The organism is Nonomuraea sp. NPDC001636, assembly GCF_040298265.1.
In the GTDB taxonomy this organism is placed as follows: Bacteria; Actinomycetota; Actinomycetes; order Streptosporangiales; family Streptosporangiaceae; genus Nonomuraea.
Map to the genome: position 1 here is coordinate 97,897 of NZ_JBEOZT010000003.1, position 26,351 is coordinate 124,247.

26 protein-coding genes are annotated in these 26,351 nt (G+C 71.4%); 19 read left to right on the forward strand and 7 right to left on the reverse strand.

What is annotated here, in order from left to right; all coding sequences use genetic code 11:
- Positions 1 to 3 precede the first annotated feature (3 nt).
- Positions 4 to 3,408, forward strand: coding sequence for an ATP-binding protein (locus tag ABT158_RS07475; RefSeq protein WP_352351937.1), 3,405 nt, complete (start codon positions 4 to 6; stop codon positions 3,406 to 3,408).
- Here ABT158_RS07475 and ABT158_RS07480 read toward each other — a convergent pair.
- Positions 3,377 to 3,892 (reverse strand): hypothetical protein, encoded by a 516-nt coding sequence (locus ABT158_RS07480; protein ID WP_352351938.1) that lies wholly within the window; start codon positions 3,890 to 3,892, stop codon positions 3,377 to 3,379. The two genes, ABT158_RS07475 and ABT158_RS07480, sit on opposite strands and share 32 nt — an antisense overlap.
- Positions 3,893 to 4,047: 155 nt before the next feature.
- Between ABT158_RS07480 and ABT158_RS07485 the strand changes: the two genes are divergently transcribed.
- Entirely contained in the window at positions 4,048 to 4,569 is a 522-nt protein-coding gene (locus ABT158_RS07485) for a DedA family protein (protein ID WP_352351939.1), read from the forward strand.
- On the opposite strand, the gene ABT158_RS07490 is transcribed toward ABT158_RS07485, so the two are convergent.
- Positions 4,566 to 4,757, reverse strand: a complete 192-nt coding sequence (locus ABT158_RS07490) for a YegP family protein (protein ID WP_352351940.1) — start codon at positions 4,755 to 4,757, stop codon at positions 4,566 to 4,568. The two genes, ABT158_RS07485 and ABT158_RS07490, sit on opposite strands and share 4 nt — an antisense overlap.
- 111 nt (positions 4,758 to 4,868) lie before the next feature.
- Between ABT158_RS07490 and ABT158_RS07495 the strand changes: the two genes are divergently transcribed.
- A complete protein-coding gene (locus tag ABT158_RS07495; RefSeq protein WP_352351941.1) occupies positions 4,869 to 5,714 on the forward strand; it encodes a D-alanyl-D-alanine carboxypeptidase family protein in 846 nt (281 codons plus the stop codon).
- 57 nt (positions 5,715 to 5,771) lie between these two features.
- Here ABT158_RS07495 and ABT158_RS07500 read toward each other — a convergent pair whose 3' ends face one another.
- Positions 5,772 to 6,386, reverse strand: a complete 615-nt coding sequence (locus tag ABT158_RS07500) for a hypothetical protein (RefSeq protein ID WP_352351942.1) — start codon at positions 6,384 to 6,386, stop codon at positions 5,772 to 5,774.
- A 195-nt stretch (positions 6,387 to 6,581) separates the two neighbouring features.
- Here ABT158_RS07500 and ABT158_RS07505 point away from each other — a divergent pair, with 195 nt between their 5' ends.
- Positions 6,582 to 6,875 carry a hypothetical protein gene (locus ABT158_RS07505; RefSeq protein ID WP_352351943.1) on the forward strand — a complete coding sequence of 98 codons (294 nt, stop codon included), beginning with the start codon at positions 6,582 to 6,584 and terminating at the stop codon, positions 6,873 to 6,875.
- 4 nt (positions 6,876 to 6,879) lie between these two features.
- On the opposite strand, the gene ABT158_RS07510 is transcribed toward ABT158_RS07505, so the two are convergent.
- The 3 genes from ABT158_RS07510 to ABT158_RS07520 are packed head-to-tail and all read right to left on the reverse strand — an operon-like array spanning position 6,880 to position 8,973.
- Positions 6,880 to 7,329 carry a group II truncated hemoglobin gene (locus tag ABT158_RS07510; protein ID WP_352327053.1) on the reverse strand — a complete coding sequence of 150 codons (450 nt, stop codon included), beginning with the start codon at positions 7,327 to 7,329 and terminating at the stop codon, positions 6,880 to 6,882.
- Positions 7,330 to 7,388: 59 nt separating this feature from the next.
- Positions 7,389 to 8,207 (reverse strand): TrmH family RNA methyltransferase, encoded by an 819-nt coding sequence (locus ABT158_RS07515; RefSeq protein WP_352351944.1) that lies wholly within the window; start codon positions 8,205 to 8,207, stop codon positions 7,389 to 7,391.
- Entirely contained in the window at positions 8,200 to 8,973 is a 774-nt protein-coding gene (locus ABT158_RS07520; RefSeq protein WP_352351945.1) for a DUF4184 family protein, read from the reverse strand. Before ABT158_RS07520 ends, ABT158_RS07515 begins: the two co-directional genes overlap by 8 nt.
- Positions 8,974 to 9,113: 140 nt before the next feature.
- On the opposite strand from ABT158_RS07520, the gene ABT158_RS07525 reads away from it, so the two are divergent.
- The 14 genes from ABT158_RS07525 to ABT158_RS07590 all read left to right on the forward strand — a co-directional run bounded on the left by ABT158_RS07525 (position 9,114) and on the right by ABT158_RS07590 (position 25,266).
- Positions 9,114 to 9,752 carry a cation diffusion facilitator family transporter gene (locus ABT158_RS07525; RefSeq protein ID WP_352351946.1) on the forward strand — a complete coding sequence of 213 codons (639 nt, stop codon included), beginning with the start codon at positions 9,114 to 9,116 and terminating at the stop codon, positions 9,750 to 9,752.
- Between the two features lie 224 nt (positions 9,753 to 9,976).
- Positions 9,977 to 11,659, forward strand: coding sequence for a substrate-binding domain-containing protein (locus ABT158_RS07530; RefSeq protein ID WP_352351947.1), 1,683 nt, complete (start codon positions 9,977 to 9,979; stop codon positions 11,657 to 11,659).
- A 139-nt stretch (positions 11,660 to 11,798) separates the two neighbouring features.
- A complete protein-coding gene (locus tag ABT158_RS07535; RefSeq protein ID WP_352351948.1) occupies positions 11,799 to 13,337 on the forward strand; it encodes an RNA polymerase sigma factor in 1,539 nt (512 codons plus the stop codon).
- Between the two features lie 273 nt (positions 13,338 to 13,610).
- The gene (locus tag ABT158_RS07540; RefSeq protein ID WP_352351949.1) at positions 13,611 to 13,979 is read left to right on the forward strand and encodes a hypothetical protein; all 369 of its coding nucleotides are present in this window, start codon (positions 13,611 to 13,613) and stop codon (positions 13,977 to 13,979) included.
- A complete protein-coding gene (locus ABT158_RS07545; protein ID WP_352351950.1) occupies positions 13,976 to 15,106 on the forward strand; it encodes a GNAT family N-acetyltransferase in 1,131 nt (376 codons plus the stop codon). Before ABT158_RS07540 ends, ABT158_RS07545 begins: the two co-directional genes overlap by 4 nt.
- A gap of 163 nt (positions 15,107 to 15,269) precedes the next feature.
- A complete protein-coding gene (locus ABT158_RS07550) occupies positions 15,270 to 16,103 on the forward strand; it encodes a glycosyltransferase family 2 protein (protein ID WP_352351951.1) in 834 nt (277 codons plus the stop codon).
- A gap of 11 nt (positions 16,104 to 16,114) precedes the next feature.
- Positions 16,115 to 17,056 (forward strand): glycosyltransferase family 2 protein, encoded by a 942-nt coding sequence (locus ABT158_RS07555; RefSeq protein ID WP_352351952.1) that lies wholly within the window; start codon positions 16,115 to 16,117, stop codon positions 17,054 to 17,056.
- Positions 17,053 to 17,856: a polysaccharide deacetylase family protein gene (locus tag ABT158_RS07560; protein ID WP_352351953.1), complete on the forward strand. Its 804-nt coding sequence runs from the start codon at positions 17,053 to 17,055 to the stop codon at positions 17,854 to 17,856. Before ABT158_RS07555 ends, ABT158_RS07560 begins: the two co-directional genes overlap by 4 nt.
- Entirely contained in the window at positions 17,849 to 19,165 is a 1,317-nt protein-coding gene (locus tag ABT158_RS07565) for a lipopolysaccharide biosynthesis protein (RefSeq protein WP_352351954.1), read from the forward strand. The genes ABT158_RS07560 and ABT158_RS07565 overlap by 8 nt, the downstream gene beginning before the upstream one ends.
- A 32-nt stretch (positions 19,166 to 19,197) precedes the next feature.
- The gene (locus ABT158_RS07570; protein WP_352351955.1) at positions 19,198 to 22,326 is read left to right on the forward strand and encodes a hypothetical protein; all 3,129 of its coding nucleotides are present in this window, start codon (positions 19,198 to 19,200) and stop codon (positions 22,324 to 22,326) included.
- A gap of 70 nt (positions 22,327 to 22,396) precedes the next feature.
- On the forward strand, positions 22,397 to 23,602 hold the full coding sequence (locus ABT158_RS07575; RefSeq protein WP_352351956.1) for a DUF418 domain-containing protein: 1,206 nt from the start codon (positions 22,397 to 22,399) through the stop codon (positions 23,600 to 23,602).
- A gap of 75 nt (positions 23,603 to 23,677) precedes the next feature.
- Positions 23,678 to 24,016, forward strand: coding sequence for an ArsR/SmtB family transcription factor (locus tag ABT158_RS07580; protein ID WP_352351957.1), 339 nt, complete (start codon positions 23,678 to 23,680; stop codon positions 24,014 to 24,016).
- The gene (locus ABT158_RS07585) at positions 24,016 to 24,282 is read left to right on the forward strand and encodes a hypothetical protein (RefSeq protein WP_352351958.1); all 267 of its coding nucleotides are present in this window, start codon (positions 24,016 to 24,018) and stop codon (positions 24,280 to 24,282) included. The genes ABT158_RS07580 and ABT158_RS07585 overlap by 1 nt, the downstream gene beginning before the upstream one ends.
- Before the next feature lie 9 nt (positions 24,283 to 24,291).
- Positions 24,292 to 25,266: an NAD(P)-dependent alcohol dehydrogenase gene (locus ABT158_RS07590; protein ID WP_352351959.1), complete on the forward strand. Its 975-nt coding sequence runs from the start codon at positions 24,292 to 24,294 to the stop codon at positions 25,264 to 25,266.
- Here ABT158_RS07590 and ABT158_RS07595 read toward each other — a convergent pair.
- Positions 25,256 to 25,720 (reverse strand): DUF2867 domain-containing protein, encoded by a 465-nt coding sequence (locus ABT158_RS07595; RefSeq protein ID WP_352351960.1) that lies wholly within the window; start codon positions 25,718 to 25,720, stop codon positions 25,256 to 25,258. The genes ABT158_RS07590 and ABT158_RS07595 overlap by 11 nt on opposite strands.
- A 52-nt stretch (positions 25,721 to 25,772) precedes the next feature.
- On the opposite strand from ABT158_RS07595, the gene ABT158_RS07600 reads away from it, so the two are divergent.
- Positions 25,773 to 26,348, forward strand: coding sequence for a TetR/AcrR family transcriptional regulator (locus ABT158_RS07600; protein WP_352351961.1), 576 nt, complete (start codon positions 25,773 to 25,775; stop codon positions 26,346 to 26,348).
- Positions 26,349 to 26,351: the final 3 nt, after the last annotated feature.

Below are 26,351 nucleotides of genomic sequence, written 5' to 3' on the forward strand. Positions count from 1 at the left end.
GACATGGTGGCGTTCCGGGTTCTGGGGCCAGTCGAGGCGTACGAACACGACGACGAACTCGACCTCGGCGGGTTGCGGCAGCGGGCCGTCCTCGCCCGACTTCTCGTGGCCAGAGGTCAGGTCGTGCCGGTTGACACGCTTCTTTACGACCTGTGGGACGACGACGCCGCCAAGGGCGCCCAGTCGGGCCTGCAGGTCTACATCTCCCGCCTGCGCAGGGTGCTCGAACCGGGCCGGCCGCGCGGCGGCCCCAACCGCCTGCTGGTGACCGTCGCCTCCGGCTACGCGCTGCGCGTGGCCGCCGAGCAGGTCGACGCGCTGCGCTTCGAGCAGCTGGTCAGGGCGGCGGGCGAGCACCTCGAAGAGGGCGACCCGCAGTCCGCCCGCGGCCGCCTGGAGAAGGCGCTCGGGCTGTGGCGCGGCACTCCCTACTCCGACTTCGCCGACCAGCCCTGGGCCGAGGCCGAGGTCAACCGGCTGGCCGAGCTGCGCCTGGTGGCCCGCGAACGGCACGCCGACACCGGCCTGCGGCTGGCCCTGCACGCCGAGACCGTCCCCGACCTGGAGGCGCTGACCACCGAGCACCCGCTGCGCGAGGAGGGCTGGCGGCTGCTGGCGCTGGGCCTCTACCGCTGCGGCAGGCAGGGCGACGCGCTGGCCGCGCTGCGCAGGGCCAGGAACATGCTGGCCGACGAGCTGGGCATCGACCCCGGGCCCGCGCTGCGCAAGCTGGAGTCCGACATCCTGGCCCAGGCCCCCGAGCTGGAGCTGGCCGCGCCGCCGCGTCCCGCCCGGCCCGCCCCGGTCACCGACACCTGGCCGCCCCGGCCGGCCGCCGCGCACGTCGAGCCGCCGCCGCTGGAGCCCGAGCCGTTCGTCGGCCGCGACGCCGAGCTGGCCAGGCTGACCACGGCCGCCTCGCGCACCGGCCGCTTCCAGGTCGCGATCGTGACCGGCGTGGCGGGCGCGGGCAAGACCACGCTGCTGCGCCAGCTCGACGGCAGGCTAGGCGCCGACGGCTGGATCACCGCCTCCGGCGCCTGCCCCGACTCCAGCGCCACCCCGCCGGGCTGGGCCTGGGTCGAGATCCTGCGCTCGCTGATCGGCACGACCGGCGCCGGCGAGTACGCCCAGCTCCTGGCCCCCCTGCTCGACGACACCGCCCCCGACCCCGACGAGGACGAGGTCTCGGGCGGCTTCCGCCTGCACCGCGCGGTCGGCGGCTACCTCGCCGGCGTGGCCCGCCGGGCGCCGGTGCTGCTCACGCTGGAGGACCTCCACTGGGCCGACGACCAGACGCTGGCCCTGCTGCGCGCGCTGCCGAGCCTGCTGGCCACCAGCCGCGTCCTGCTGGTCGTGACGTGCCGGGAGAGCGAGCTGGACGACCGCCAGTCCGACGTGCTGGCCGCCCTGGCCCGGCTTGAGCCGCTGCGCGTGGGCCTGTCCGGCCTCGACCCCAAGGCCGTGGCCGAGCTGGTCAAGGCCACCTGCGTGCGCGAGATCGACGAGGACGCGGTCGAGTCCATCGTCGAGCGCACCGGCGGCAACCCGTTCTTCGTGCGCGAGACCGTCCGGCTGCTCGACGCCGAGGGCGCGGCCGACCGGGCCAGCGCCACGCAGGTGCTCTCGCGCGTGCCCTCGGGCGTGCGCGACGTGCTGCGGCGGCGCATCTCGCGGCTGCCCGCCGGCGCCCAGCAGATCCTGCTCCAGGCCGCGGTGATCGGCCGCGACGTCGACCTCGACGTGCTGGTCACGGTCGCCGGCGACGAAGACGCGGTGATCGAGGCGGTCGAGGCCGCGCTGCTGGCCGGGCTGGTGACCGAGCCGGGCCCGGGGCTGCTGCGCTTCGACCACGACCTGGTGCGCGACACGATCTACTCCGACGCCTCCCGCCTGCGCCGCACCCGTCTCCATGCCGCGGTCGCCGCGGTGATCGAGCAGCGCACGTCCTCCGACGTGGCGGCGCTGGCCCACCACTACTTCCTGGCCGACGCGGCCGAGAAGGCCGTCCACTACGCGGGGCTGGCGGCCGAGCAGGCCGAGCGGCGCTTCGCCCACCGCGAGGCGGCCACCCTGTGGGAGCAGGCCATCGCGGCCTTCGACCGCGGCGGCCCGCGCAAGGACGACAAGGGCCGCGAGTCCGAGCCGGAGCGTGCCAAGGAGCGGCTGCGGCTGATGCTCAGGCAGATCAAGGCGCTGGCGTTGTGCGGCGACATGACGGCGGCCAGGCTGCTGCGCCGCCAGGCCATGGACGCCGCGCTGCCGCTCGGCGACCTGGAGATCACCGCGAAGGTGGCCGCGTCGCTGGCGGTGCCGCACAAGGGCATGGCCCGCGACTTCACCCGTACCGCGTGGGAGATCGTCGACGTCACCGAGAAGGCGCTCATCGAGCTGCCCGCGGGCGAGCAGCGCCTGCGGGCGAGCCTGCTCACCACGCTGGCGCTGGAGCTGGAGGGCTCCTCCGCGCCCGAGCGCGGGCGGCAGGCGTCGCTGGAGGCGCTGGAGCTGGCCCGGCAGAGCGGCGACCCGACGCTGATCGCGGCGGCGCTGAGCGGCCGGCTGCGCCAGTCCTACGACATCCCGGCGGTCGACACCCGCGAGGGCATCGGCAGGGAGCTGCTGGAGGTCGCCCAGCGCTCGGGCCAGATGGCCACGCAGGCCCTGGCCCACCTGGTGCTGCTGGAGTGCGCGGCGGCCAGGGGCGAGTTCGCGGTCGCCGACGAGCACGCCGCCGCCGCCGACCGCCTGGCCAAGCAGTACGACCTGTCGGCCCCCGCCGCCGTCGTCGTCTGGTACGCCGGCCAGCGCCTGATGATCGCCGGCGACTACGCGGGCGCCGAACGCACCTACCGCGAGGCCGCCCGGATGACCGCGCGGGCCGGCATGCTCGAAGGCCGCCAGGACCTCCCGCTGATCACCGCGTTCTGCCTGCACCTGGTCGACGGCCGGGCGGCCGAGACCGTCGAGCTGCTGGCCCCGGCCCACCAGCGCGGCGCCAAGTGGACGCTCGACGCCTACGCCCTCGCCCTGGCCTCGGCGGGGCACCTCAACGACGCCAGGGCCGTGGCCGCCACCCGCCCGCCCGTCCGGCCCGACTTCCTCTACGAGCTGGTGATGACCTGGCGGGCCCTGGCGGGCATGCTGCTCGACGACCGCGAGCGCATGGTCGACTGCTACGACAAGCTCAAGCCGTTCGCCGACCGGGTGGCCGGCGCGGGCACGGGCGTCGTGGCGTTGTGGCCGGTGGCGCTGACCCTGGGCGACCTGGCCATCCGGCTGGGCCAGCCCGACGCGGCCCGCGAGCACTACGAGAAGGCTCTTGAGGTGGCCCAGCGGGTGGGCGTGCCGCGCTGGGTGGAGGCGGCGCGCCGCTCGGTCAGCAGCTCACCTGGAAACGCTCGCTCCTGACGGTCCCGCCGGGCCGGGCGATCAGCTCGACCCGGTACCACCCGGCGTTGCCGGAGATCTGCGGCTGCCACTCCACGTTCCGGCTGCCGCCGGCGAACCCGGAGTGGTCCGCCAGGTAGGTGCGCCACGTCCCGGTCGCCGGGCTCCAGCGCGACAGCCGCCAGCGGTACAGGACCGTCGTGCCGGGCCGCGGGTTGACCAGCAGGCCGCGGGCCAGGAACGACTTGCCGCAGCCGGGGGCGCCGTCGGTCAGGGCGCTGAGGGCGATCTCGCCCGTCCGGGCGGGGGCGCTCTGCCGGGCCGGGGCGGTGATGGGCAGCTCGCGGGCCGAGAGGGTGACGGTCCGCACCGGCTCGGCGGCCGATCCGGCGCTGCTGTAGGCGGAGAAGCCGACGTAGGCGCTGGTGAAGGCGAGCGCGGCCACGAAGAGCTTGACCGCGTTGGCGGTACCGCCGGCCAGGACCACCGCACTTCTCGACGACATGATCAACACCCCTTTTGCTCAGTTCAGGTATAGGGCGAGATGGTTGAGGGGTGGTTGTCGGCTACTTGCAGCCGGTGGCCCGGCCTTGCAAGCTGATGTGGCGGAACGCCTCTTCCTTGACTAAGGTAAGGCTGACCTAAGGCGTTGGAGTGGGGGTGAGCGGGCTCATGTGGCATGCGGCTGCCGCCCTCCCCGATCCCACCCGGCCGTTCTGGTTGGGGCTGCCGTACTGGCTGGTGGGGGCCGTCCTCATCCTCGCGCTGTTCGGCGCGTTCCAGGTCTACTACTGGGTCGGCCGCAAGCTCGGCGAGAAGCTCTACGAGTCCAAGGTCGGCGTGCGGCTCGGCCGCGAGCGCATCGCGCGGATCGAGGGCGTCGTCGAGAAGTGGGGCGCGCTGGCCGTCTACGGCTGCTTCTGGGTGCCCATGCTGCGGCACACGCTGCCATGGGTGGCGGGCGCGCTGCGGGTGTCCTATCCCTGGTACGTGGTGGCGAGCGCGCTCGGCTGCCTGACCTGGGCGCCCATCTGGTGGTTCGGGCTCACGGCGCTGGTGTGGGGCTGGCTGCAGCTGGCCGCCCGCTCGCCCGTCAGCGCGCTGGTCCTGCTGCTCGCGGTCGCGGCCGGCGTGGCCTGGTTCTTCGTCCGCCGCCGGCGCAAGGCCCTGGCCTCGTCCTAGATCGCGGCTCTGGTCTGGTCGTCGATGGCCGCCTCGGGAGCGTTCCTGCGCACGGTCTCGATGCCGTTGACGCAGGCGGCCTTGCTCGGATAGCCCTCGCCCACGGCCAGCGTCTGGCCGTTGTTCGCGACGAGCGCGAAACGGAACGCGCCCCGCTCGTCCTGACTGATGATGAACCTGCCTGCCACGGCCTCGTCTCCCCGCAGATGTCGGATCTATCAAGCATTTACCCCCAACTGAGGGCCACTTACGGCCGAGTTTCGCAAACCAACCCTTGATCTCCTGCGAACATGTCTGGCATGCGTATTGGGGGTTTCATCGGCTCTGCCGTACTCGCGTTGGTTGTGGGGATCTCTTACCCGGCGTCCGCCGCACGGGCCGCCGACGTCCCGACCGTGAAGGCGGGGGCGGCATATGTAGTGGACTCGGACGGAACGATCCACTTCGCGAAGCGGGAGACCCGGCGGGTGCCGGTCGCCAGCCTGGTCAAGGTGATGACGGCCTACGTCGTCCTGCGCGAGGGACGACTGAACGAGCCGATCACCGTCACCGCCGCCGACACGAAGCACGCGACCAGCAACGGCGCGACCACGGCCGGCCTGCGGAAGGGCGAGCGCCTCACGGCCAGGGACCTGCTGTACGGCCTCATGCTCCCCTCGGGCGCCGACGCCGCCAACGCCCTGGCCAGGAAGTACGGGCCGGGCAAGACCGCGTTCGTGGCCAAGATGAACCGGGCCGCCCGCTCGCTCGGCCTCGGCGACACCCGCTACACCAACCCCGACGGACTGCCCACGCCGGGCAACGGCGGCTACTCGACCGCCGTGGACCAGGTCACGCTGGCGCAGCGGGCGATGGCCGACCCGGTTTTCCGCACGGTGGTGGGCAGCAAGGTGTACAAGGTCGCCAAGTCGGCCCTGCACGGGGCGCACACCTGGCGCAACTCCAACAAGCTGCTCGGCCGCTCGGCGGACGTCGTGGGCGTGAAGACCGGCTACACCAACGCGGCGCAGTACTGCCTGCTGTTCGCGGGCGACCGCGGCGGCAGGCGGGTGTTCGGCGTCCTGCTGCACGACGGGGACGAGCGCCGCTTCAGCACCGCCGAGCAACTGCTGGACTTCGCGGGCGAGCAGATCGCCGGCGGCTGACCGCCGTAGGCGGGCCGGAGGTGAGCCGGCGGCTGACCCGCGGGAGCCGGACGGAGGTCAGCCGAAGGTGAGCCGGCCCGCCGCGGACAGCGTGCCCAGGCCGCCGGTCGCGCAGGCCAGGAGGCCCATGGCGGGCGTGATCGTGCCGCGGACGCGCTCGCGGTCCAGCGGCCCCGACACGACCGTGCCGGTCAGGAAGCTGTCGGCCGGGCTCTGGGTGGCCGGCCGGTCGGCCCGCGTACGCACCTCCGAGGTGCCGACCGGCCGCCCGTCGAGGCCGAACCAGGTGATGCGGGCGGTGCCGTGGACCTGCCGGGCGCTCGCGCACGAGGCCCGGCCGACGCTCTTCAGGGTGACCCAGCCCGAGCGCAGGTAGGGGGCCGAGCCGTCGCCCGACAGGCAGCCGGTGAGCTGGAGGTTGCCGCGGGCCGACACCGGCTTCGCGGTCAGGCCGATGCGCGGGCTGAAGGTCAGCGGCCGGCCGGCCGGGGAGCTGACGGCACAGGTCAGAGCACTGCGGTCGGCGGCGGCCGCCCGCGGATGCGCGGTCGCCGCCGGACGGACGGCCGTTCCCGCACGCGGGATCGGCCGTGCGGGCGGGGTGGTGAATGCGTGCGGGGTCGTGAATGCGGGGGCCGCGACCGCGGCCGCGATGATCCAGGTCGGCTTCACAGGACCTCCGTCGGTCGCTCTCGGTGATCGGCGGATCACATCTTGCCGCATCCCCTCATGATTGAGGCCGCCGATCTCGGGTACCGGCTCGTCGCAACCGACGCCACCCAGGCCGATTTCGGCCGCCGGAAGCCGACCCACGGTCGATTCACGCAGATAGGGTGGTGAATGTACCCCTCCGCAATAAGGAAGATCATGGCGGAATTCATCGAAGTCCGCACGACGATCGAAGGCCATGAGCAGGCCGCCGCGCTCGCGCACACGATCCTGCTCGCGGGGCTGGCCACCTCGATCGACATCGCGGAAGTCCCGGCCGCGGAGGCCGGGGTCTCCTGGCAGCTCACCCTCATCACACCACGCGAACAGGCCGCCGAACTGGCGGCGCACATCGGCGCGAACGGCGGTACCGGCACCGTCGAGGCCCAGCCGGTGCTGCACGACGTCGACGCCTACCCCGACTGGCTCACCGAGGACACCGACCGCCCCTGACCGGCTACTCCGGCGGCCGCTCCCAGTCCCAGCGCGGCACCTCGCGCAACGGGTGGAGCTGGTCGTCGGTCTCGGCATGGGAGTTCTGCAACGCCACCTGCGTGCCGAACTCCACGTGCGAGCGGAGCGAGGCCCGGAACGGCTCGTCGCCGGGCAGCCCGGCCGCGTCGGCGGCCTCCATGTACAGCTCGACGAACCGCCGCCGCTGGGCCTCCTCGATGCCCAGCCCGCGGTGCGCCTCGATGAGCAGCGGGAAGCCGCCCATCTCCGCCGAGAACGTGTCGGGGCCGCCGAACGTCTCGACGGTGAAGGCGGTCAGGTTGTCCACGTGGCTCGCCTTGCCCTCGCCGAAGAGCGGCTGGAGCAGCGGGTCGGCCAGCAGGCTGCGGTAGAAGATCTCGATGAAGCGGCGTAAGCCTTCTTCGCCGCCGGCGTGCTCGAACAGGGTCTGCATGATTACAGGGTTACCCGCCTGCTCGAAGCGCCACCAGACCCATTCGCGCGCCAATACGGTCAGCGCGCGGCGGCCGAGCGCATCAGCCCGTGGCAGGCGATCGCCGCCGCGGCCACCACGTTGAGCGAGTCGACGCCGGCGTCCATCGCGGCCGGGCTCATGGGGATGCACACCGCGTGGTCGGCCTCGTGCAGCCAGTGGGAGGACAGGCCGTCGCCCTCGGCGCCGAGCAGCAGCGCCACCCGGTCGCCCATCGGGACCCGGTCGAGGGGGACCGCGCTCTGGTCGGGGGTCAGCGCCAGGGTCTGGAACCCGGCCGCCCGCAGTTCGCCGAGGCCGGTGTACCAGTCGTCGAGCCGCGCGTACGGGATCGAGAAGACCGCGCCCATGGAGACCTTCACCGCCCGGCGGTAGAGCGGGTCGGCGCAGCGCGGCGAGAGCAGGACGCCGTCGACGCCGAGCGCGGCCGCGCAGCGGAAGATCGCGCCGACGTTGGAGTGGTCGACCAGGTCCTCCAGGACCAGCAGCCGGCGGGCGCCGCCCTTGATCAGGTTCTCGGCCGTGGGCAGCGGCAGGCGTCGCATGGAGGCCAGCGCGCCGCGGTGGATCTGGAAGCCCGCGATGCCGGCCATCAGCTCGTCGCTCACCTCGTAGACGGTGGCGTCGCCGATGACGTCGGACAGCGACTCGTACCAGCGCCGGGTGGTCAGGACCGAGCGGATGGGGTAGCCGGCGGCGATGGCCCGCCTGATCACCTTCTCCCCCTCGGCGAGGAACAGGCCGCGCTCCGCCTCCAGGCTCTTGCGCAGCTCGACGTCCCGCAGCCGGGTGTAGTCGGCGATTCGGGGGTCGTCGGCGTCGAACACGTAGTCAGGCACCTTCCGATACTGCCATGCGCCGCCTGACCTGCCAGACGATCGCGTAGCAGGCCAGGACGGCCGAGAGCCCGATCACGGTGCCCGCGCCCGTCTTGGTGAGCACGCTCCGGAAGCCGAACGCGGGGTTGGGCTCGTCCACCAGCGGCCACACGAGGGCGCCGGCGACCGTGCCGAGCGCGCAGGCGGCCAGCACGGCCCACCGCACGGCGGGCGCGAGCCGCAGACGGCCCGGCACGCCGGCCGCCTCGGTGCGGGACAACGCGCGCCAGGCCCACCACACGACCACGGCCAGCCCGACGGCCGACGAGGTGTACTGCAGCACGCTGAAGAGCCTGGTCGTGCCGAAGACGGGGGTGTCGGGCCAGGCGCCCCAGCGGGCGGAGGCGTAGGAGTGGGTGAAGGAGTCCCAGAACAGGTGGGTGGCCGAGCCGATCACGCCGCCGGCCACCACCGGCAGGATCCTGAGCCGGCCCGGCCGCAGGAGCGCCGCCGCCGGGCCGGCCAGGGACGGCGGCAGCAGCGAGATCAGCGGATCGCGCAGCACGAGGTGGAACAGCGGCAGGAGCAGCAGCACCGCGGCCAGGTCGAGGGTGAGCACGCCCTGCCAGGAGTGCCAGTCGCCGTAGACCGGCAGGAACGGCAGGAAGATCGGCAGGTCGGGGACCATCGCCCCGAGCGCGAGCGCCCCCGGATCGGCGAACCGCCGCGCCCGCCTGGAGGCCACCAGAGGCAGCACGGCGGCGATGTGACTGGGCGTGAACGGCACGATCCCTCCCCCGGACGCGATCACCGCCATTATCCGGTGAATCTTGAACATCCTTTGCCGCACAGGGCTTAAGGTCGCTCTGAGTCATGGGTACGTTACGTAACGCTGTCGACGGCCGGATAGCCGGAGTTCGGGGGTTCATGGTGTCTGACCAGCGGATTCATGAGCATCCGGCCGCGACGGCCGACTGGCTGCGGGCCGCCCGCGCCGCGCGGGCGCTGTCGGTGGCCACGCTCGCCTGGCTGGCCGTGGAGAGCACGCTGGGCCTGGCCGCCGGGCTGTCGGCGCACTCCGTCGCGCTGATCGGGTGGGGGCTGTCGGCCTTCGCCGAGGCCGGGGCGAGCCTGATCGTGGTGTGGCGCTTCACCGGCGCCCGCACGCTCTCGCCGCACGCCGAGACCACCGCCAGGCGGGCGGTGGCGGTGAGCTTCTGGCTGCTCGCGCCCTACCTCGTCGGGCACGTCGCGCACGACCTCGACGCCGGCCACCGGGCCGCGCCGACCGTGCTCGGCATCGTGGTCACGACGGTCAGCCTGGTCAGCATGCCCGCGCTGGGGCTGGTCAAGCGGCGGCTGGGGGCGCGGCTGGCGTCGGCGGCGACGTCCGGCGAGGGCACCCAGAACCTGATCTGCGCCGGCATGGCGGCCGGCGTGCTGGCCGGTCTGTGGCTGAACACGCTGGGCTGGTGGTGGGCGGATCCGGCCATGGCGGTGGCTCTCGCGGCGGTCGCGGTGCGTGAGGGAGCGCGCGCCTGGCGCGGTCACGCCTGCTGCCATTGACCGCGACTCTCCGTAATAGGCGCACCAAAAGAGCGGTTTTGCCACACAGAGCCCACCGAGTAGTGTTCCCGGAGTATTGCGGAGCAACTCCCGCTAGGGTCTCCGGAAGGTCTCAACACACCTAAGAGGACATCGTGGGGCGACACCGGACAGACGAGCTTGACGACGGCTACCGAGCCCAGGAACCACCCTCCCGCAGACGGTCGGTCAGCGGGCGTGGCAGGGTGCTCGTACCGCTGGCCGGGGCCGTCGCGCTGGCCGTGCTCCTCGGTGTCGCGGCGTTCGTGATCTTCAATCGGGAGCACGACTGCTCGGCCGGCAAGCTGCCGCTGCGCGTCGTGGCCACCCCCGACATCCATCCCGCGCTCAACAAGATCGCCGCCAACTACACCAAGGCCCTGCACTCGATCGACAGCAAGTGCGTCGAGGTCACCGTGACCAGGGAGGCGGCGGCCAAGACCGCGAACGGGCTGGCCGCCGGCAAGTCCGGCGCGGACGTGTGGGTGGCCGACTCCAGCCTGCTGGTGGGCAACCTCCGCAACTCCCCCGCGGGCTCGGCGCTGCCGGAGCCGGCCGGCTCGGTCGCCCTGTCGCCCGTCGTGCTGGCCGCGGCCAAGTCCGCCGCGGCGAAGCTGTCCGGCAGCCTGACGCCGAGCTGGGCGGGCATGATCGCGGCGGCCAACGTGGCCAACCCCGACGGCCCCGGCAGGAAGGTCCGGGTGCTGGCGCTCGACCCGCAGAAGAACTCCGCCGGACTGGCCGCGCTGCTGGCCGCCGCCACCTCGGCCAAGGAGGCCGGGCAGAACAAGGCGCTGGTCGGCGCGCTGAAGGAGATCTCCGGTCAGCTCGCCTCCGACCCGGCGGCGCTGCTGGCCAGCCTGACGGTGAAGTCGGGCAGCAAGGTGCCGGTCGGCGTCGCCTCCGAGCAGGCCGTCTACGCCCACAACGCCAAGAAGCCCGAGGCCCCGGTGGTCGCCCTCTATCCCAAGGAGGGCACGCTCAGCCTCGACTACCCGATCACGATCGTCACCAAGGACCCGGCGGTCCAGAAGGCGGCCGCGGACTTCAGGCAGGACCTCGGCACGGACGCGGCCAAGAAGATCCTGCGCGACGCGGGCTTCCGCAGCCCCGACGGCAAGGCCGGCGAGGGACTGACGAAGGAGAAGGGGTTCGTCCCCGACAAGCCGGAGGCGCTGCCGAAGCCCGACGCCAAGAGCGTGGCCTCGATGGTGCAGACCTGGTCGCGGCTGAACCTCGGCACCCGACTGCTCACCCTGCTCGACGTCTCCGGCACGATGGCGCTGCCCGTCCCCGGCACGAACATGACCCGCATGCAGGCCATCAACAAGATCGCCATGGAGGGGCTGGGGCTGTTCCCGGCCGACTCCGAGCTGGGCCTGTGGACGTTCTCCACGCACATGGACGGACAGGGCAAGGACTGGCAGGAACTCGTCTCCGTCGGCCCGCTCGCCGAGTCCACCAACGGCGTGCTCCGCAAGCAGGCGCTGGTCCGGCAGTTCGGGCAGATCCAGGCCAAGGCCACCGGCGACACCGGCCTGAACGACACCATCAAGGCCGCCTACGGCGAGCTGACGAAGACGTACCAGGAAGACAAGATCAACACCCTGCTGATCCTCACGGACGGCGCGGGCAACGACGACCCCGACGGCGGCGTCTCGAACGCCCAGATCCTGCAGTACCTCAAGAAGACCTACAACCCGAAGCGGCCGATCAGCATCCTGCTCATCGCCTTCGGGCCGGAGGCCGAGGCGGGCAGGAAGCAGATGGACACGCTGGCCAAGACGACCGGCGGCGAGGCCTACATCGCCAAGGACGTGCTCCAGGTCCGCGACTTCTTCCTCCAGGGCATGGAACGCCGCCTCTGCGCCCCCGACTGCGACGGCTGAGCCACTCCCGTCACACGGATCACGACGTCATGCCGGTTGGGCATGACCGCGGCCGCGCCGGTCAACCTGGCCGATCGAGGCGGCGTCCTCTCCCGCGTGGGGGCCTGAGCGCCCGTTCCACCCGCGGGGAGGGGAATCCGTGCCTGGATGGCCGACGGTCGGCCGCGCCGACGATCAGGAACTGGTCGCCGCTCTGCGGCGGGCCGACACCGACGCTCCCGCCGCCCTGTACGACTCCTACGGCGAACGGCTCTACGACTACGCCCTCTCGCTGATCGGCGACCGGGACTCGGCCGCCGACGCCGCGCACGACGCCCTGGTGACCGCGCAGGGCTGCGTGGACCGGCTGAAGGAGGCCGGCCGCCTGCGCGCCTGGGTGTACGCGCTGGCCAGGTTCCAGGTCCGGGCCAGGATGGCCCACCGCGGCACGCCCGCCGGGGGCCTGCCACAGGCGCCTGGGGAGCCCGACTCCGAGCTGGCCGGGCTGGTCCGCGAGACGCTGGGCGAGCTGAGCGGGAACGAGCGCGAGATCGTCCTGCTGTCGCTGCGGCACGGCCTGACGCCGGTCGAGGTCGCCTCGGTGCTGGGGCTGACCTCCCGCCAGGCGGCCACCCGGCTGGGCCGGGCCCGCGACCAGCTGGAGAACGCGGCCGCGGCGGTCGTCCTGGCGAAGACGGGCCGGGCGCACTGCCCGGACCTGTCGGCGATGGTGGACTCCTGGGAGGGGCCGCTCACGCCGTTGCTGCGGCGGCGGCTGTCGGGGCACATCGCCGGGTGCGAGGTGTGCACCGAGGGCAAGCACCGGCAGGTTGCGGCGTCGCGCCTGCTTGACCTCGTGCCGGTCGAGTTCCCGCCGCTCTCGCTGCGCCGCCGGGTGGTGGACACCTGCGTCGATCCCGGGCGCGACCAGACCAGGACGCTGATCACCGACCGCGGCGACAACTTCGACCGGACCGGCTTCCCGGTGGCCGCCGAACGGCGCTCGCGCCGCCGCCGTCCGCGCCGTCTGGGGCCGGTGGTGCTGGCCGGGGCGTGCGTGCTGGCCGCGACCGGGGCGGTGGTCGTGATGAACGGCGGCGACGCCGCGCAGACCGCGCTCACCGTGACGCCCACGCCTGCGCTCTCCCCCTCCTCCGAGCTCACGCCGGAGCCGGCGCCGGAGGAGGAGGACGTGACGCCCGAGCCCGCGCCGAGCGCCGACGCGCCGGAGGCGTCCCCGTCCGCCACGCCGACGGTCCGGCGGCCCGCCCGGCGGCCCAGCGGCGGGCCGGCCGCGCCCACGGTGAGCCGCCGCAGGCCCGCGCCGGTCGCCCGGCTCGGCACGACGTGCCCCGCCTCGATCGCGGGCGCCGCCAAGATCGGGCTGCGCGCCCGCAACGCCGCGGTCTCCTGGGTGGCGACCGCGTCACAGGGCCTCGACGTCTTCCCCGCCAGCGGTTCGGTCAAGGCGGGCGGCTCGGTGTCGATCTGGGTGACCGTCGTGGACCCGAGCGCCGGCGGCCGCGGCCGCGTCTCGTTCACCTCGAACGGCGGCGCCGCCAGTTGCTCGCTGGCCTGGAACGCCGACCGCACACCGGAGTCCGATCCTCCCTCGGATCCGCCCACGCCCACCGCCGAGCCGTCCGAGGCGCCGAGCGAGGGACAGACCTCGAATGTGGACGCCGCGCCACAAGGGTGACGAACAGCTCCCCTGGAAGAGTGGACATAACGGGATAAACAGGACCCTGGCTCGAACATCATAGGCCACATAGGGCATTCTGGTTAGCTTGGGGAACACGTCCGGAAACCCGGAGTCACCACGTCCTGTGGCGGAAGTCACAGAGAAACTTCGCCATGCCGGTGAACCTCGACGGCTCACCAAGCGTCGGCATTGACGTGCCCGGACCAGGATTGGTCCCATGAAAATCGATCAACCATGTCTTGACCGGAAAGAGCAGGAGAGAAACAGGAGATGTTCAAGCACCGCAGAGCGCTGGCATGGCTGCTGGCGCTCGCCTGCATAGCGGGGGCCGTGGTCGCGCTGTTCGACCTCGACACCCCGCTGCGCCCGTTCTTGATCTCCCTGTTCCTCATGGTGGTGCCGGGGGCGGCGGTGGTGGGACTGTTGCGCGATCGTGACCCCCTTGCCGCACTATCAGTAGGAGCCGCGGCCAGCCTCGTCCTGAACGTGCTCCTCGCCGAAGCCATGCTGCTGTTCAACGCATGGTCGCCCAGAGCCGGCGTGGCGACGGTCGCCGTGCTCGGCGGGTTCATGTACGTGCTTCGCGTGTTGTACCGGGGGAAGAACATGCAGACCGAACAGGGGGCCAGGGCAAGGTGAACATCCAGGTAGTGCGCCCGAGAGACCTCGGCGACTCCGAACGCGCCCGATGGCGCGAGCTCCAGAAGGCCGACCCGAGCCTGGACAACCCGTTCCTCTCCGTCGAGTTCGCCGTGGCGATGGACCGCTTGCGTGACTACGTGAGGGTGGCGGTCATCTCCGACGGCAACCGCATCGCCGGGTTCTTCCCGTACGAGCGGCACAGCTTCGGCATCGGCAAGCCGCTCGGCGGCTTCCTCACCACCTGCCACGGCCTGATCGCCGTCCCCGACCTGCACCTCGACGCCAAGCAGCTGCTGCGCGCCTGCAAGCTCAGCGTGTTCGACTTCGACCACCTGGTCGCCGGCCAGCCGACGTTCGCCCCGTACGAGGCCGACGTGCGCCCGGCCCCCGTGATGGATTTCACCTCCGGCTTCGACTCCTGGCTGGAGCAGGTCAAGGCCAACTCCCCGAAGAACCTCAAGACCGTCCGCTACAAGGAGCGCAAGTTCGGCCGGGAGCAGGGCGGGCTGCGCTTCGAGTGGAACGCCACCGACCCCGAGGTCCTGCGCACGCTGCTGGCCTGGAAGTCCGACCAGTACCGGCGCACCGGCCGGGTCGACCGGTTCGCCCAGCCCTGGATCGTCGAACTCATCGACATGATGCATGCCGAGAAGTCATCGGACTTCTCCGGCATCCTCACCATGCTTTATGCCGGGGACGTGCCTGTTGCCGGGCATTTCGGTCTCCGTACGGCCACGACGCTTGTAGGGTGGTTCCCCGCCTACGACACCGAGTACGCCCGTTACTCGCCCGGCATCGTTCACCATCTGCAGATGGCCGAGGCCGCCGCGAACGACGGGATGCACATGGTCGACATGGGCAAGGGCGGCAAAGAGTACAAAGACTGGCTCAAGAGCGGGGTCCTGTACGTTGCCGAGGGCCGCATCTCACGACCGTCCGCGACAGCGGCCGTCCACTGGATGGGCCGAACTCCTTTCAACAAAGCTCGAACAATCGTGTTGGATCGACCGTCTCTTTATAAGGCGGCCGACCGCGTCCTCAAGGGCTTTGGTCGGGTGCGCACCTCGATGCAGCAGCAGCAGGAGTCACCCAATGTAGTCAAGGAACCAACGGGAGCCGGCTGAACGCTCCCGGCACCACCCCCTGGCACCACCCCCCGGCACCAGCACACACCCTCACTCCACAGGACCCAACAATGCACCGCTCGTCGGCTCCGTCATTCCCGCAGCACCCGGGGATGACTCCGTGCGGTGAGCAGGGCCGGGTCCCGGAAGGATATCCCTCGCCATGAGTCCCGAGATCACCAAGCACAACGGCAAGGTCCAGAAGTCGCCCTTGCGTTCCATGCCGCCCCCGTCGAGCTTCACGCCCGTCACCCCTCACCTGGCCATTTCCCCCACGGTGAGCGTGGTCGTCCCGGCGATGAACGAGGCCGAGAACCTGCCGCACGTCTTCGCGACGATCCCCCAGTGGGTCGACGAGATCGTGCTCGTCGACGGCAACTCCGTCGACGACACGGTCGAGGTCGCCAAGCGCCTGCGGCCCAACGTGAAGATCGTCACGCAGACCGGCAAGGGCAAGGGCGACGCCCTGTCCGCCGGCTTCGCCGCGTGCACCAGCGACATCATCGTCATGATCGACGCCGACGGCTCGACGGACGGCCGCGAGATCATCTCGTTCGTGGGCGCCCTCGTGACCGGGGCCGACTTCGTCAAGGGCTCGCGCTACGCGGCCGGCGGCGGCAGCGACGACCTGACGCTCAACCGGCGCCTGGGCAACAAGGTCCTCACCGGCATCGTCAACGTGATGTACAAGACGAACTACACCGACCTGTGCTACGGCTACAACGCGTTCTGGGCGCGTCACCTCGACGTGCTCGACCTCGACTGCGACGGCTTCGAGGTCGAGACCCTGATGAACGTGCGGGCGGCCAAGGCCGGGCTGAAGGTGCACGAGGTGCCCAGCCACGAGCGCAACCGCATTCACGGCGAGAGCAACCTGCGTGCCGTACGAGATGGCTTCCGTGTGCTCAAGACGATCCTGAAGGAGTGGCGCCGCCAGCCCTCCGCCCCTCAGCCTGAGCCCACCGCCACTCCCGCCGCTGACCGAGGCGTCGCGTAAGAGGAACCGTTGTGAACACGTCTGTTGTCATCTGCGTCTACACAGAAGAGCGCTGGGAGGACATCAGGCAGGCAGTCGAGTCGGTCGAGAACCAGAGCCGCCCGGCACACGAGCTGATCCTGGTGGTCGACCACAATCCGGACCTGCACCTGAAGCTCAAGCGCGCCTATCCACAGGCCATCGTGGTGGAGAACACGCACGAGCAGGGGCTGTCCGGCGGCAAGAACACCGGCGTGGCCACGGCCACCGGTGAGATCGTCGCGTTTCTCGACGACGACGCGGTCGCCGACGCGGGGTGGCTGGAGGCTTTGGAGGAGGGCTTCCAGGAATCCGGTGTGGTGGGCGTGGGCGGGCGTACCGACCCCTTGTGGGCGTCGAAGCGCCGGCCCCGCTGGTTCCCGTACGAGTTCGACTGGACGGTCGGGTGCACGTACCGCGGCATGCCCGCGGTACGCGCGCCGATCCGCAACGTCATGGGCGGCAACGCCGCCTTCCTGCGCGAGGTCGTCGCCGAGGTCGGCGGCTTCCACAGCGGCATCGGCCGCAGCGTGCAGGGCCGCAAGTCGCGCCCGCTGGGCTGCGAGGAGACCGAGTTCTGCATCAGGCTGAGCCAGCGCAAGCCGGGCTCGGTCATGCTGTTCGAGCCCCGCGCGGTCATCGGGCACAAGGTGTCCAGACAGCGCGAGGGCTTCGCCTACTTCAGGTCCAGGTGCTACGCGGAGGGCCTGTCGAAGGCCCTGGTCACGCGGGAGGTCGGCACTCAGGACGGCCTGGCCAGCGAGCGCGCCCACGCCATGAAGACGCTGCCGCTCGGCGCGCTGCGCGGCGTGGGCGACGCCCTGCGCGGCGACCTGTCCGGGCTCGGCCGGGCCGCCGCGATCGTCGTCGGCCTGGCCTGGACGACCTGGGGTTACGTGGTTGGCACGGCACGGCTGAAGGTGGCACGCTCATGATCCGCATTCCGATCCTGATGTACCACTCGGTCAGCGACAGCCCCAACGACGAGACGCGGCCGCACGCCGTGCGGCCCTCCGACCTGGCCGAGCAGCTCGCCTACCTGTCGGAGAGCGGGTTCACCCCGCTCACGCTGGGCGACCTGGTGGCCGCGCTGAACAAGATCGACGGCCGTACGGTGCCGGCGAAGCCGATCGTCCTGACCTTCGACGACGGCTACGCCGACTTCCACAGCCAGGCGCTGCCCCTGCTCGACCGCTACAACTTCCCGGCCACGGTCTTCCTGACCAGCGGCTGGGTGGCCGACGCCGGCAAGGACGCCGCGGGCCGTCCGCTCGACGACATGCTGTCGTGGGGCCAGGCCCGCGAGGCCGCCCAGAACGGCATCGAGATCGGCGGCCACAGCCACAGCCACCCGCAGCTCGACCAGCTCCGCACCGACGACCTGCGGCAGGAGCTGCGCAGGAACAAGGGCCTGCTGGAGGAGAAGATCGGCGCGCCGGTCGCCACCATGGCCTACCCCTATGGCTACTCCAGCGCCCGGGTCCGCCACGAGGTGCGCAAGGCCGGCTACTTCGCCGCCTGCGCCGTGAGCAACACCATCGCGGCCGACCGCCACGACATGCTCGCCATCCCCCGGCTGACGGTCGGCAAGCCGACGACCATCAGCATGTTCAAGCGCGCCGTCGAAGGCAACGCCGTACCTCTCATCTACCTGCGCGAACGCATCCTCACCAAGGGGTACGCGGTCGTCCGGCGGACGAGGTACGGGCTGCAGCGGGTGCGCGGAAATGTCTAGCCTGCGGGAAAAGATCGTCCGCGACCTCAGCAATCCGCTCTTCCGCCAGGGTTACGCCCTGATGGCCAACACGGTCGTCACGGGCACCCTCGGCATGGGCTACTGGCTGCTCGCGGCGCACTTCTACACCCCCGAGGAGTTCGGTCGCGGCCAGGCGGTGATCACCGCGATGCGGCTGTTCGCGTCGCTGACCGCGCTCGGCTTCGTGGGCGCGCTGGCCCGCTTCCTGCCGGTGGCCGGGCGGCGCACGCCCGAGCTCATCCTGCGCGGCTACGGCCTGGCCGCCGCCACCGGCGGGGTCGCGGCGCTCGGCTTCCTGCTGACGCTGCCGCTGTGGGGGAAGACGTACTCGGTGCTGGCCGGGTTCGGGCCGGGGCTGTTCTTCCTGGCCTCGGTGCTGGTGTGGGCCGTCTTCACGCTCCAGGACGTCGTGCTCACCGGGTTGCGCAAGGCCACCTGGGTGCCGGTCAACAACCTGGTGTTCGGCCTGGTCAAGATGGGCCTGCTGGTCGCGCTGGCCGGCGCGCTGCCCGACGGCGGGATCTTCGTCTCGTGGATGATCCCCACCGCCCTCGCGCTGATCCCGGTCAACTGGCTGATCTTCGGCGTCGTCGTGCCCCGGCACGTCAAGAGCCTCGGCACCGCCCACGAGCCGCCCGGCCTGCGGCAGATCGGCCGGTTCCTGGCCGGTGACTTCCCCGGCACCCTGTCGATCCTGGCGATCGTCTACCTGGTGCCCGTGGTGGTGGCGACCAAGGTGGGCGAGGCCACGTTCGGGCGCTTCTCGATGGCCCACACGCTGGCCAGCATGATCGAGCTGCTGGCCATGAACATGGCGGTGTCGCTGACGGTCGAGGGGTCGTTCGACCGTTCCAAACTGGCCCTGAACTGCCGGCGGGCGCTGCGGCGCGGCTTCATGATCGTGACTCCGATCATCGCGGTGGCGATCATCGGGGCGCCGCTGATCCTGACGGTCTTCGGCGCCGAGTTCGCCGACGAGGGGTCCACGCTGCTGCGGCTGATGGCGCTGGCCGTGCTGCCGCGGGTGCTGATCGAGGTGTACCTGAGCGCGTTGCGGGCGCAGAGCCAGGCGCGCACGCTGGCGATCGTGCAGATCGGGCTGGCGGTGCTGGTGCTGGTGTCCACGGTGGCCCTTTTCCCGCACTTCGGGGTGAACGCGGTGGGTTACGGGCTGCTCTTCAGCGAGCTGCTGGTGGCACTTCTGATCATCGGAAATCTACGCAAAATACTCAATTTTGGTGAAACTGGGCAGCCGACTGTCACTCAGGGGTCGTCCGGGGCCGCATGATGGTCAACGTGAGGCAACGGGACGGCGATGGCATGACTAAGGGGAAGACCGGCTCCTCCGACGTTCGCAAGGACGCCGGGGAGGAGACAGAGACGCCCTTCGATCCGGAGGCCACGGGCGTGATCCCGCGGCTGACGTTCGACGACGGCCAAGGGGGCTCTCCGGCGTCCCCGCCGGCGTCCGACGAGGATGAGCCGGCGGCGTCCGACTCCCCCGCGGAGGTGAACGCCGAGACGACGACGGCCTTCCGCATCCCCGGAACCCTGCACATCGGCCACCCTCCCACGACTGACGAGCCCGCTCCCGGGCCTGCGCAGGCGTTCGCGGAGCGTGACGGCGCGGCCCAGCCCAAGACGGCGGGGCCCAACGCGTTCACCGCCAGGGCGCCCCACGCCCCGGCCGAGCCGTCCGGCGCCGAGGGGGCCGCGACTTCGGACGCGAAGAGCTCACCGACCGCCGGGACCATGCCGATGCCCACGGCGGAGCCTCCCCCGGCTCCCGCCGCCGACGCCGCCAAGGGCGGCTCCGCCACGACTGCCGACAACGGCGACAGCTCCTCGAAGAGCTCCGCGACACCCCAAGGTGCGGGAAGCGGCCCGAAGGGCTCCGGCTCGGCCGGATCGGGCGCCGCGGGCTCGGCCGGGTCGCCCGCGCCGGGGGCCGCTCGTTCCGGGGCCTCCTCCGACGCGGGCGGCGCCTCGCCGGACGGGGAGGCGGGCGCCGGCCGTACCGGGGTCGCCGACGCGGGGAACGCGGGCGCACCCGGCGGCGCGGACGCCGCCCGTGCTGCCGGTGCCGGCGCTGTCGTTGACGGCGAGGGTGACGCTGACGGCAGGACCGTTGCCTTCAGGGCGCCTGCTGCCCGGACGGCCGATGCCGGTGCCGTTGCGGCCTCCGGGGTCGGGGCTCCGGTGGTCGAGCGGCCCCCGGCGGCTCCCGGTGACGGGCAGGTCGTGGGCGGCCCGCGAGGCGGCGAAGGCGCGCCCGTGGCCGCGGGGCAGAAGGGCCGCACCGCCGGCGGGCGGGTCGGGGCGCTGATCGCCAGCGCGCCCAAGTGGCTGCCCGTCGTCCTCGTGCTTGAGGGCCTGCTCATGTACATCCTCGCCCTGCGCGTGCCCCCGGGCCCGCTGCGGGGTGTGGACCCGGACAACATCAACGGCCTGGGCCTGATCTCGGCGCTGCCGGCGACCGCGTTCATCGCCATCCTGATCATGATCGTGTCGTTCTTCGTCACGGTCGCCCAGAGCACCGACCGCAAGTTCCTGCTGCTGTTCCAGATCGCCGCCATCACGTTCGCCCTGCACGGCGCGGGCGCCCTGGTGGCCACCGAGCCGCGCTTCCCCACGGCGTACATCCACGCCGGTTTCGTGGAGTTCATCTCCAGGACGGGCGAGACGGCGATCAGCATCGACGCCCGCATGGGCTGGCCGGGCTTCTTCGCGTTGTTCGCCTTCGTCACCAAGGCCGCCGGCATCACCGACATGACGACGATCCTGCAGTGGACGCCGCTCCTGTCGAACCTGCTCTACCTGCTCCCGTTCGTCCTGATCCTGCGCCAGGTGGTGGCGACGACGCGGGCCCGCTGGTTCGCGGCGCTGCTGTTCATCCTCGTGCAGTGGATCGGACAGGACTACTTCTCGCCGCAGGGGTTCACCTTCGCCCTGTATCTGGCGTTCGTGGCGATCCTGTTGCGCTGGTTCGGACGGGTGGAGCCGCGCACCAAGCCGATCCCGCCCAAGGGGCTGCGCAAGCTGCTGGGCAAGCTCGACGCGATGACGCCCGGCGAGATCGTGAACACCGGCACCTACCGGGCCGACAAGCTGCTGATGCTGCTGATGTTGCTGGCGTTGTTCTTCGCGTCGGTGGCCTCGCACCAGATCACGCCGTTCATGATGATGGGCGTGGTGACGGCCTTCCTGATCTTCAAGCGGACCTCGCTGACGTGGGCGCTGCCGTTCTTCCTCGGTCTCGTGACGCTGGCGTGGATCAGCTACATGACGGTCGGGTTCTGGGCGGGCCAGATCGACGCGATCTTCGGCGGCCTGGGCAAGATCCTGCAGAACATCGGCAGCGCCACCTCCGACCGCGTCGAGGGCAGCGACCCGGCGCACGCGCTGGTGTTGCAGGCGCGGCTCGGCATCCTCGGGGTGATCCTGTCGCTGGCGGCGGCCGGGCTGTTCCGGCGGCTGCGCCGCGGGGTGTTCGACCGGTCCGCGCTGATCCTGCTGTGCGTGCCGGTGCTGGCGCTGGGGCTGCAGAGCTACGGCGGCGAGATCGGGCTGCGCATCTACATGTTCGCGCTGCCCGGCTCCTGCCTGCTGGCCGCCTACGCCTTCTTCCCGAACCTGCCGGCCGACAGCGCGGACGTGCGCGAGGAGACCGTGCCGCTGCGCAGGCGGAACGTGCGCTTCAACCCCGAGCTGACCAGGAAGATCTCGGTTGTGCTCGCGGCCTGCTTCGCGGTGCTGTTCGCCTTCGCGTTCCTGCTGGCCCGCTACGGCAACGAGAAGTTCGAACGGGTCACCACCGGCGAGGTCGCCGCCCTGCACTACGTCTACGACCACGACAAGCCGAGCGCCAAGGTGCTCTACCTGGTGCCCAAGGAGGGCCCGGAGGTCACGCCGACCCTGCCGTGGGGCGAGCGGGACGTCGAGCTGGTCAACTTCGGCGTCCAGGCGCTGGTGCACAAGGACCCGACGCAGATCGCCGACGCGGTGGCCAAGCTGAAGGAGCAGCCGCGCAACTCGTACCTGATGGTGAGCCGCGGGCAGGTCAGCTACCTGCAGCTCAACGAGGGCTTCCCGGAGGACTGGGGGCAGCGGTTCCGGGCCGCCCTGGACGCCTCGCCCGACCTGAAGAAGGTCTTCTCCAACGACGACGCCGCGCTCTACACCTGGAAGAAGTTCGTGAAGGGCACGGAGATCCCCGATCCCAACCCCTACAAGGGACGTGGCGACCCCACCTCGCCGTGGACGCCCGTCGGCATCGGGGCGCTGGTCGTGACGTGGGTGGCGCTGTTCGGCTACGAGGTCCTCGGGCTGAACGGGCCGAACCGGGCACGACGGGCGCGCAGAGGGCTGATGTTCCTGGCCATCCCGTCGTTCTTGATCTCAATAGCAGTGATCGTGGAGAGATTTATCCACATCGCACTAAATAACTGAATTCACAGGAAACGCTAAGGTTTTGCGGGATGATGTAGGCCTGATGAGGACACAGGAGACACTTCCCGCCATGCCCGATGCACGACTCGCGGCCGCGAGGATCACTTCTGTGGACGCCCTGCGCGGCTTCTCGCTGCTGGGGATCCTCGTCGTCAACATCGCCTTCCTGGCCTCCGGTTACCGGATGGCCGGGATGGCGGAACCCGGCTTCGACTCCTCCCTCGACTGGGTCGTGCGCTGGCTCGTGACGCTGTTCATGGAGAACAAGTTCTACCTGCTGTTCTCCTTCCTGTTCGGCTACAGCTTCACGCTCCAGCTCGACTCGGCCGTCCGGCAGGGGCGGGCGTTCGTGCCGATGTTCCTGCGCCGCCTGGGCGGGCTGCTGCTGATCGGCCTGGCCCACGCGGTGCTGCTGTTCCCCGGCGACATCCTGACCACGTACGCGTTCGTCGGGATCGCGCTGCTGGTGCTGCGCCGGGTCGGCCCCAAGACCGCGATCGTGCTGGCCGGGCTGCTGACCCTGGTGCTCGCGTTCGGGTTCCTGATGCTGGCCCTGCTGGCGATGGTCGGCCTGGACGCGTCCGGCACGGTCGCCGAGGGCACCGCCGAGGCCGCCAGGTCCGACACCGCCCTCGGCGGGGTGTTCTGGCAGATCATCTCCGAGCACATGCGCAAGCTGTCGCTGATCGTCCTGCTGCGGGTGCTGTTCCAGGGGCCGGCGGTGCTGGCCGCGTGCCTGATCGGGCTGGCGGTCGGCAAGCTGGGCGTGCTGCGGAACCTGTCGGCGCACAAGGTGGCGCTGCGCAGGCTCCAGTGGACCGGGTTCACGGTCGGGCTGGCCGGCGCCTTCGTCTACACGCAGTCGGCGTGGAACGGCACGGTGAACAAGTTCCTGGGCGAGGCGATCGACCTGGTGACCGCGCCGCTGCTGGCCGCCGCGTACGCGGCCACGTTCCTGCGGGTGCTGCCGTACCTGCCGCGGGTGGGCCGGGCCCTGGCCGCCCCCGGCCGGATGGCCCTGTCGAACTACCTGGGCCAGTCGCTGATCTGTTCGCTGATCTTCACCGGTTACGGCCTGGCCCTGGTGGACCGGGTCAGCCCCGCCGTCGAGGTGCTGATGGCGCTGGCCATCTTCACCGTCCAGGTGCTCTACAGCCATTGGTGGCTCAAGGGACACCGGTACGGGCCGGTGGAGTGGGTGCTGCGCTTCCTGACGTACTGGCGCAGGCCCACGGGCCAGCGGCGCAAGGCTCCTGACTCCGCGCAGACCGTCTGAAATCTTCTGCCCAAAGACCTCTCGGGCGAGGTACGCTCTCATGTGTAAGGAAAATCTTTCACGTGACGGGAAATCATGACCGATGCCGGGCCGACCGGTGACGAGCTGGTCGAGATGCTGGCGGCGCTGGGCAACCCCCTGCGGGTGCGCATCGTCGCGACCCTGGCCGCCGGCCGCGACTATGTGAGCCACCTGGCCCGCGAGATCGGCGTCAGCCGTCCGCTCCTCCACATGCACCTGCGGCGGCTGGAAGCGGCCGGCCTGATCGTCGGCACGCTGGAGCTCTCCGAGGACGGCAAGGCCATGAAGTACTACGAAGTCACCGACTTCGACGTCCACCTCACCGCAGCGGCGCTGGCCGAGGCGGCCAAGACCCTCACCGCGCCCGACCCGGAGCCCAAGGAGCGCCCCTGATGCCCACCGCCTGGCCCGAGGTGATCTTCATCCTCGGCGTGCTGCTCGTGACCGGCTTCCTGATCTGCCTGGTCATCGTCGGCCTCTTCGACTTCCGCAAGGCGAAGCTGGAGGCCCTGCAGAAGGACGACCTGCGCCGGCTCGTGCAGAGATTCGAGCAGCTCGCCGAGAACACCCTTGACGCCCAGCAGCGCTCGGCCGCCGACCTGGCCGAGCTGCGCGCCCGCACGGCGTCGATCGAGCAGATCCTCAGAACCGTCGAGTAGGAGCGTGCCATGAAGGCCATCCGTTACGCCGCCTACGGGCCGCCCGAGGCCGTCGTCGAACTGCGTGAGGTCGATCCGCCGCCGGTCGGCGACGACGACGTGCTGGTCCGGGTGCGGGCCGCGGCCGTCAACCCGGGCGACTGGCACTTCGTGCGCGGTCTGCCGTACGTGATGCGGGCCGTCTCCGGGCTGCGCCGCCCCACGTTCGACGGGCTCGGCATGGACCTGGCCGGGCAGGTCGAGGCGACCGGCCGCAACGTCACCCGGCTGAAGCCCGGCGACGAGGTGTTCGGCCACTTCCGGGGCGCCTTCGCCGAGTACGTCGCCGTCCCCCAGGACAAGGTGCTGCTGGAGAAGCCGGCCGGTTCGACGTACCAGCAGGCGGCGGCCGTGCCGCTGGCGGCGCTGACCGCCTACGAGGCGCTGGCCACCAGAGGCGAGGTCAAACCGGGGCAGAAGGTCCTGGTCGTCGGCGCGGCGGGCGGGGTGGGGACGTTCGCGGTGCAGATCGCCAAGGCGCTGGGCGCCGAGGTGACCGGCGTGTGCAGCGGCGGGAAGGCCGAGCTCGTCGCGTCCCTGGGGGCCGACGAGGTCATCGACTACACCCGGCAGGACTTCGCCCGGCATCCCGGCCGGTACGACGTCATCCTCGACAACGTCGGCGACCGGCGTCTCGCGGACTACCGGCGGGCCCTCACCCCCACCGGCGCCTACGTCCCCAACGGGGGCTCCGGCGGCGGGTCGCTGCTCGGGCCGGCCGGGCGCATTCTGCGCGTGCTCGTGACCAAGCCGTTCGTCCGGCAGCGCCTGGTCAACTTCGTCACGGCCGCGGACCGGGACACGCTGGCCGCCGTGCGCGGGCTCATCGAGGCGGGCCAGGTCGTCCCGGTCGTCAGCCGGACGTACCGGCTGGACCAGGTGCCCGAGGCCATCGCCCACGTCGAGCAGGGTCACGCCACGGGCAAGGTCGTCGTCACCCTCTAGGCGCCCCCAGGCGGCGCTGGGCGGAGCGGAGCATGGCCCGGACGACGATCGGGTGCACGAGACGCACCGGCCAGAAGTAGAGCCGGCCGCGCCGGCCCTTCAGCCGGACGGTGGTCGTGACCCGCACGAGCCGGGCCTCGCGATCGACCCCCACCCCGCAGCGGAAGTCCAGGTGCCGGTCGTCGGCCACGATCAGCGCCTCCTCCCCCTCGACCCGGGCGACCCGGAAGACGTCGCGCGGCGCGCGCGGGATGCCAACCAGCGGCACGACCGCCTGGCGCAACCACAGGGCCGCGGCGATCCAGCGGGGCATCGACGCGACCGAGAAGACGGCCTTGGCCCAGGCCCGCGGATCGGCGGTCGCGCGCGGCGGCAGCACGCCGACGACCACGTCGGCGTAGTCGGGCGCGGGCATGTCGTCCAGGGCGGACGACCAGTAGACGGGTGATCTCATGACGCCTCCATACGGTGCCGTATGGTGAGGACTATACGGTACCGTATGGCGAATGGCGCAAGGGGGCCGGATCACGGCGGAACAGTGGGTGGACGCGGCGTACGCGCGGTTCACCAAGATCGGGCTGGACTCGGTGCGGGTCGAGGCCGTCGCCCGCGACCTCGGCACCACCAAGGGCTCCTTCTACTGGCACCACGCCGACCGCGGCGCGCTCGTCCGGGCGGTCATGGAACGCTGGGAGGCCGAGGAGACCGAGCACATCATCGCGGCCGCCTCCGCCGAGGCCGAGCCACGCGCCCGGCTGCGCGCCCTGTTCGGCACGGTCGCGGCCCGCGCGGGCCGGCGCGGCGGCGAGAGCCGCCTCTACCTCGACGCCGAACGCGAGGGCGTCGCCGACATCGTCACCCGGGTCACCCGCCGCCGCGTCGACTTCGTCGCCGGGCTCCTGGCGGGGCTGGGCTTCGACGAGGAGGAGGCGGAACGGCGGGCGCTGCTCGCGCTGGCGGTGGTGCTCGGCCTCCAGCAGCTCGAACGCGGCACGCGGCCACACATCCCGCTCGACCAGGCGCTCCTCACCGAGACCGCCTTCACGATGGCCGTCACGCCGCCACCCGCCCAGGGCGGGTGAGGG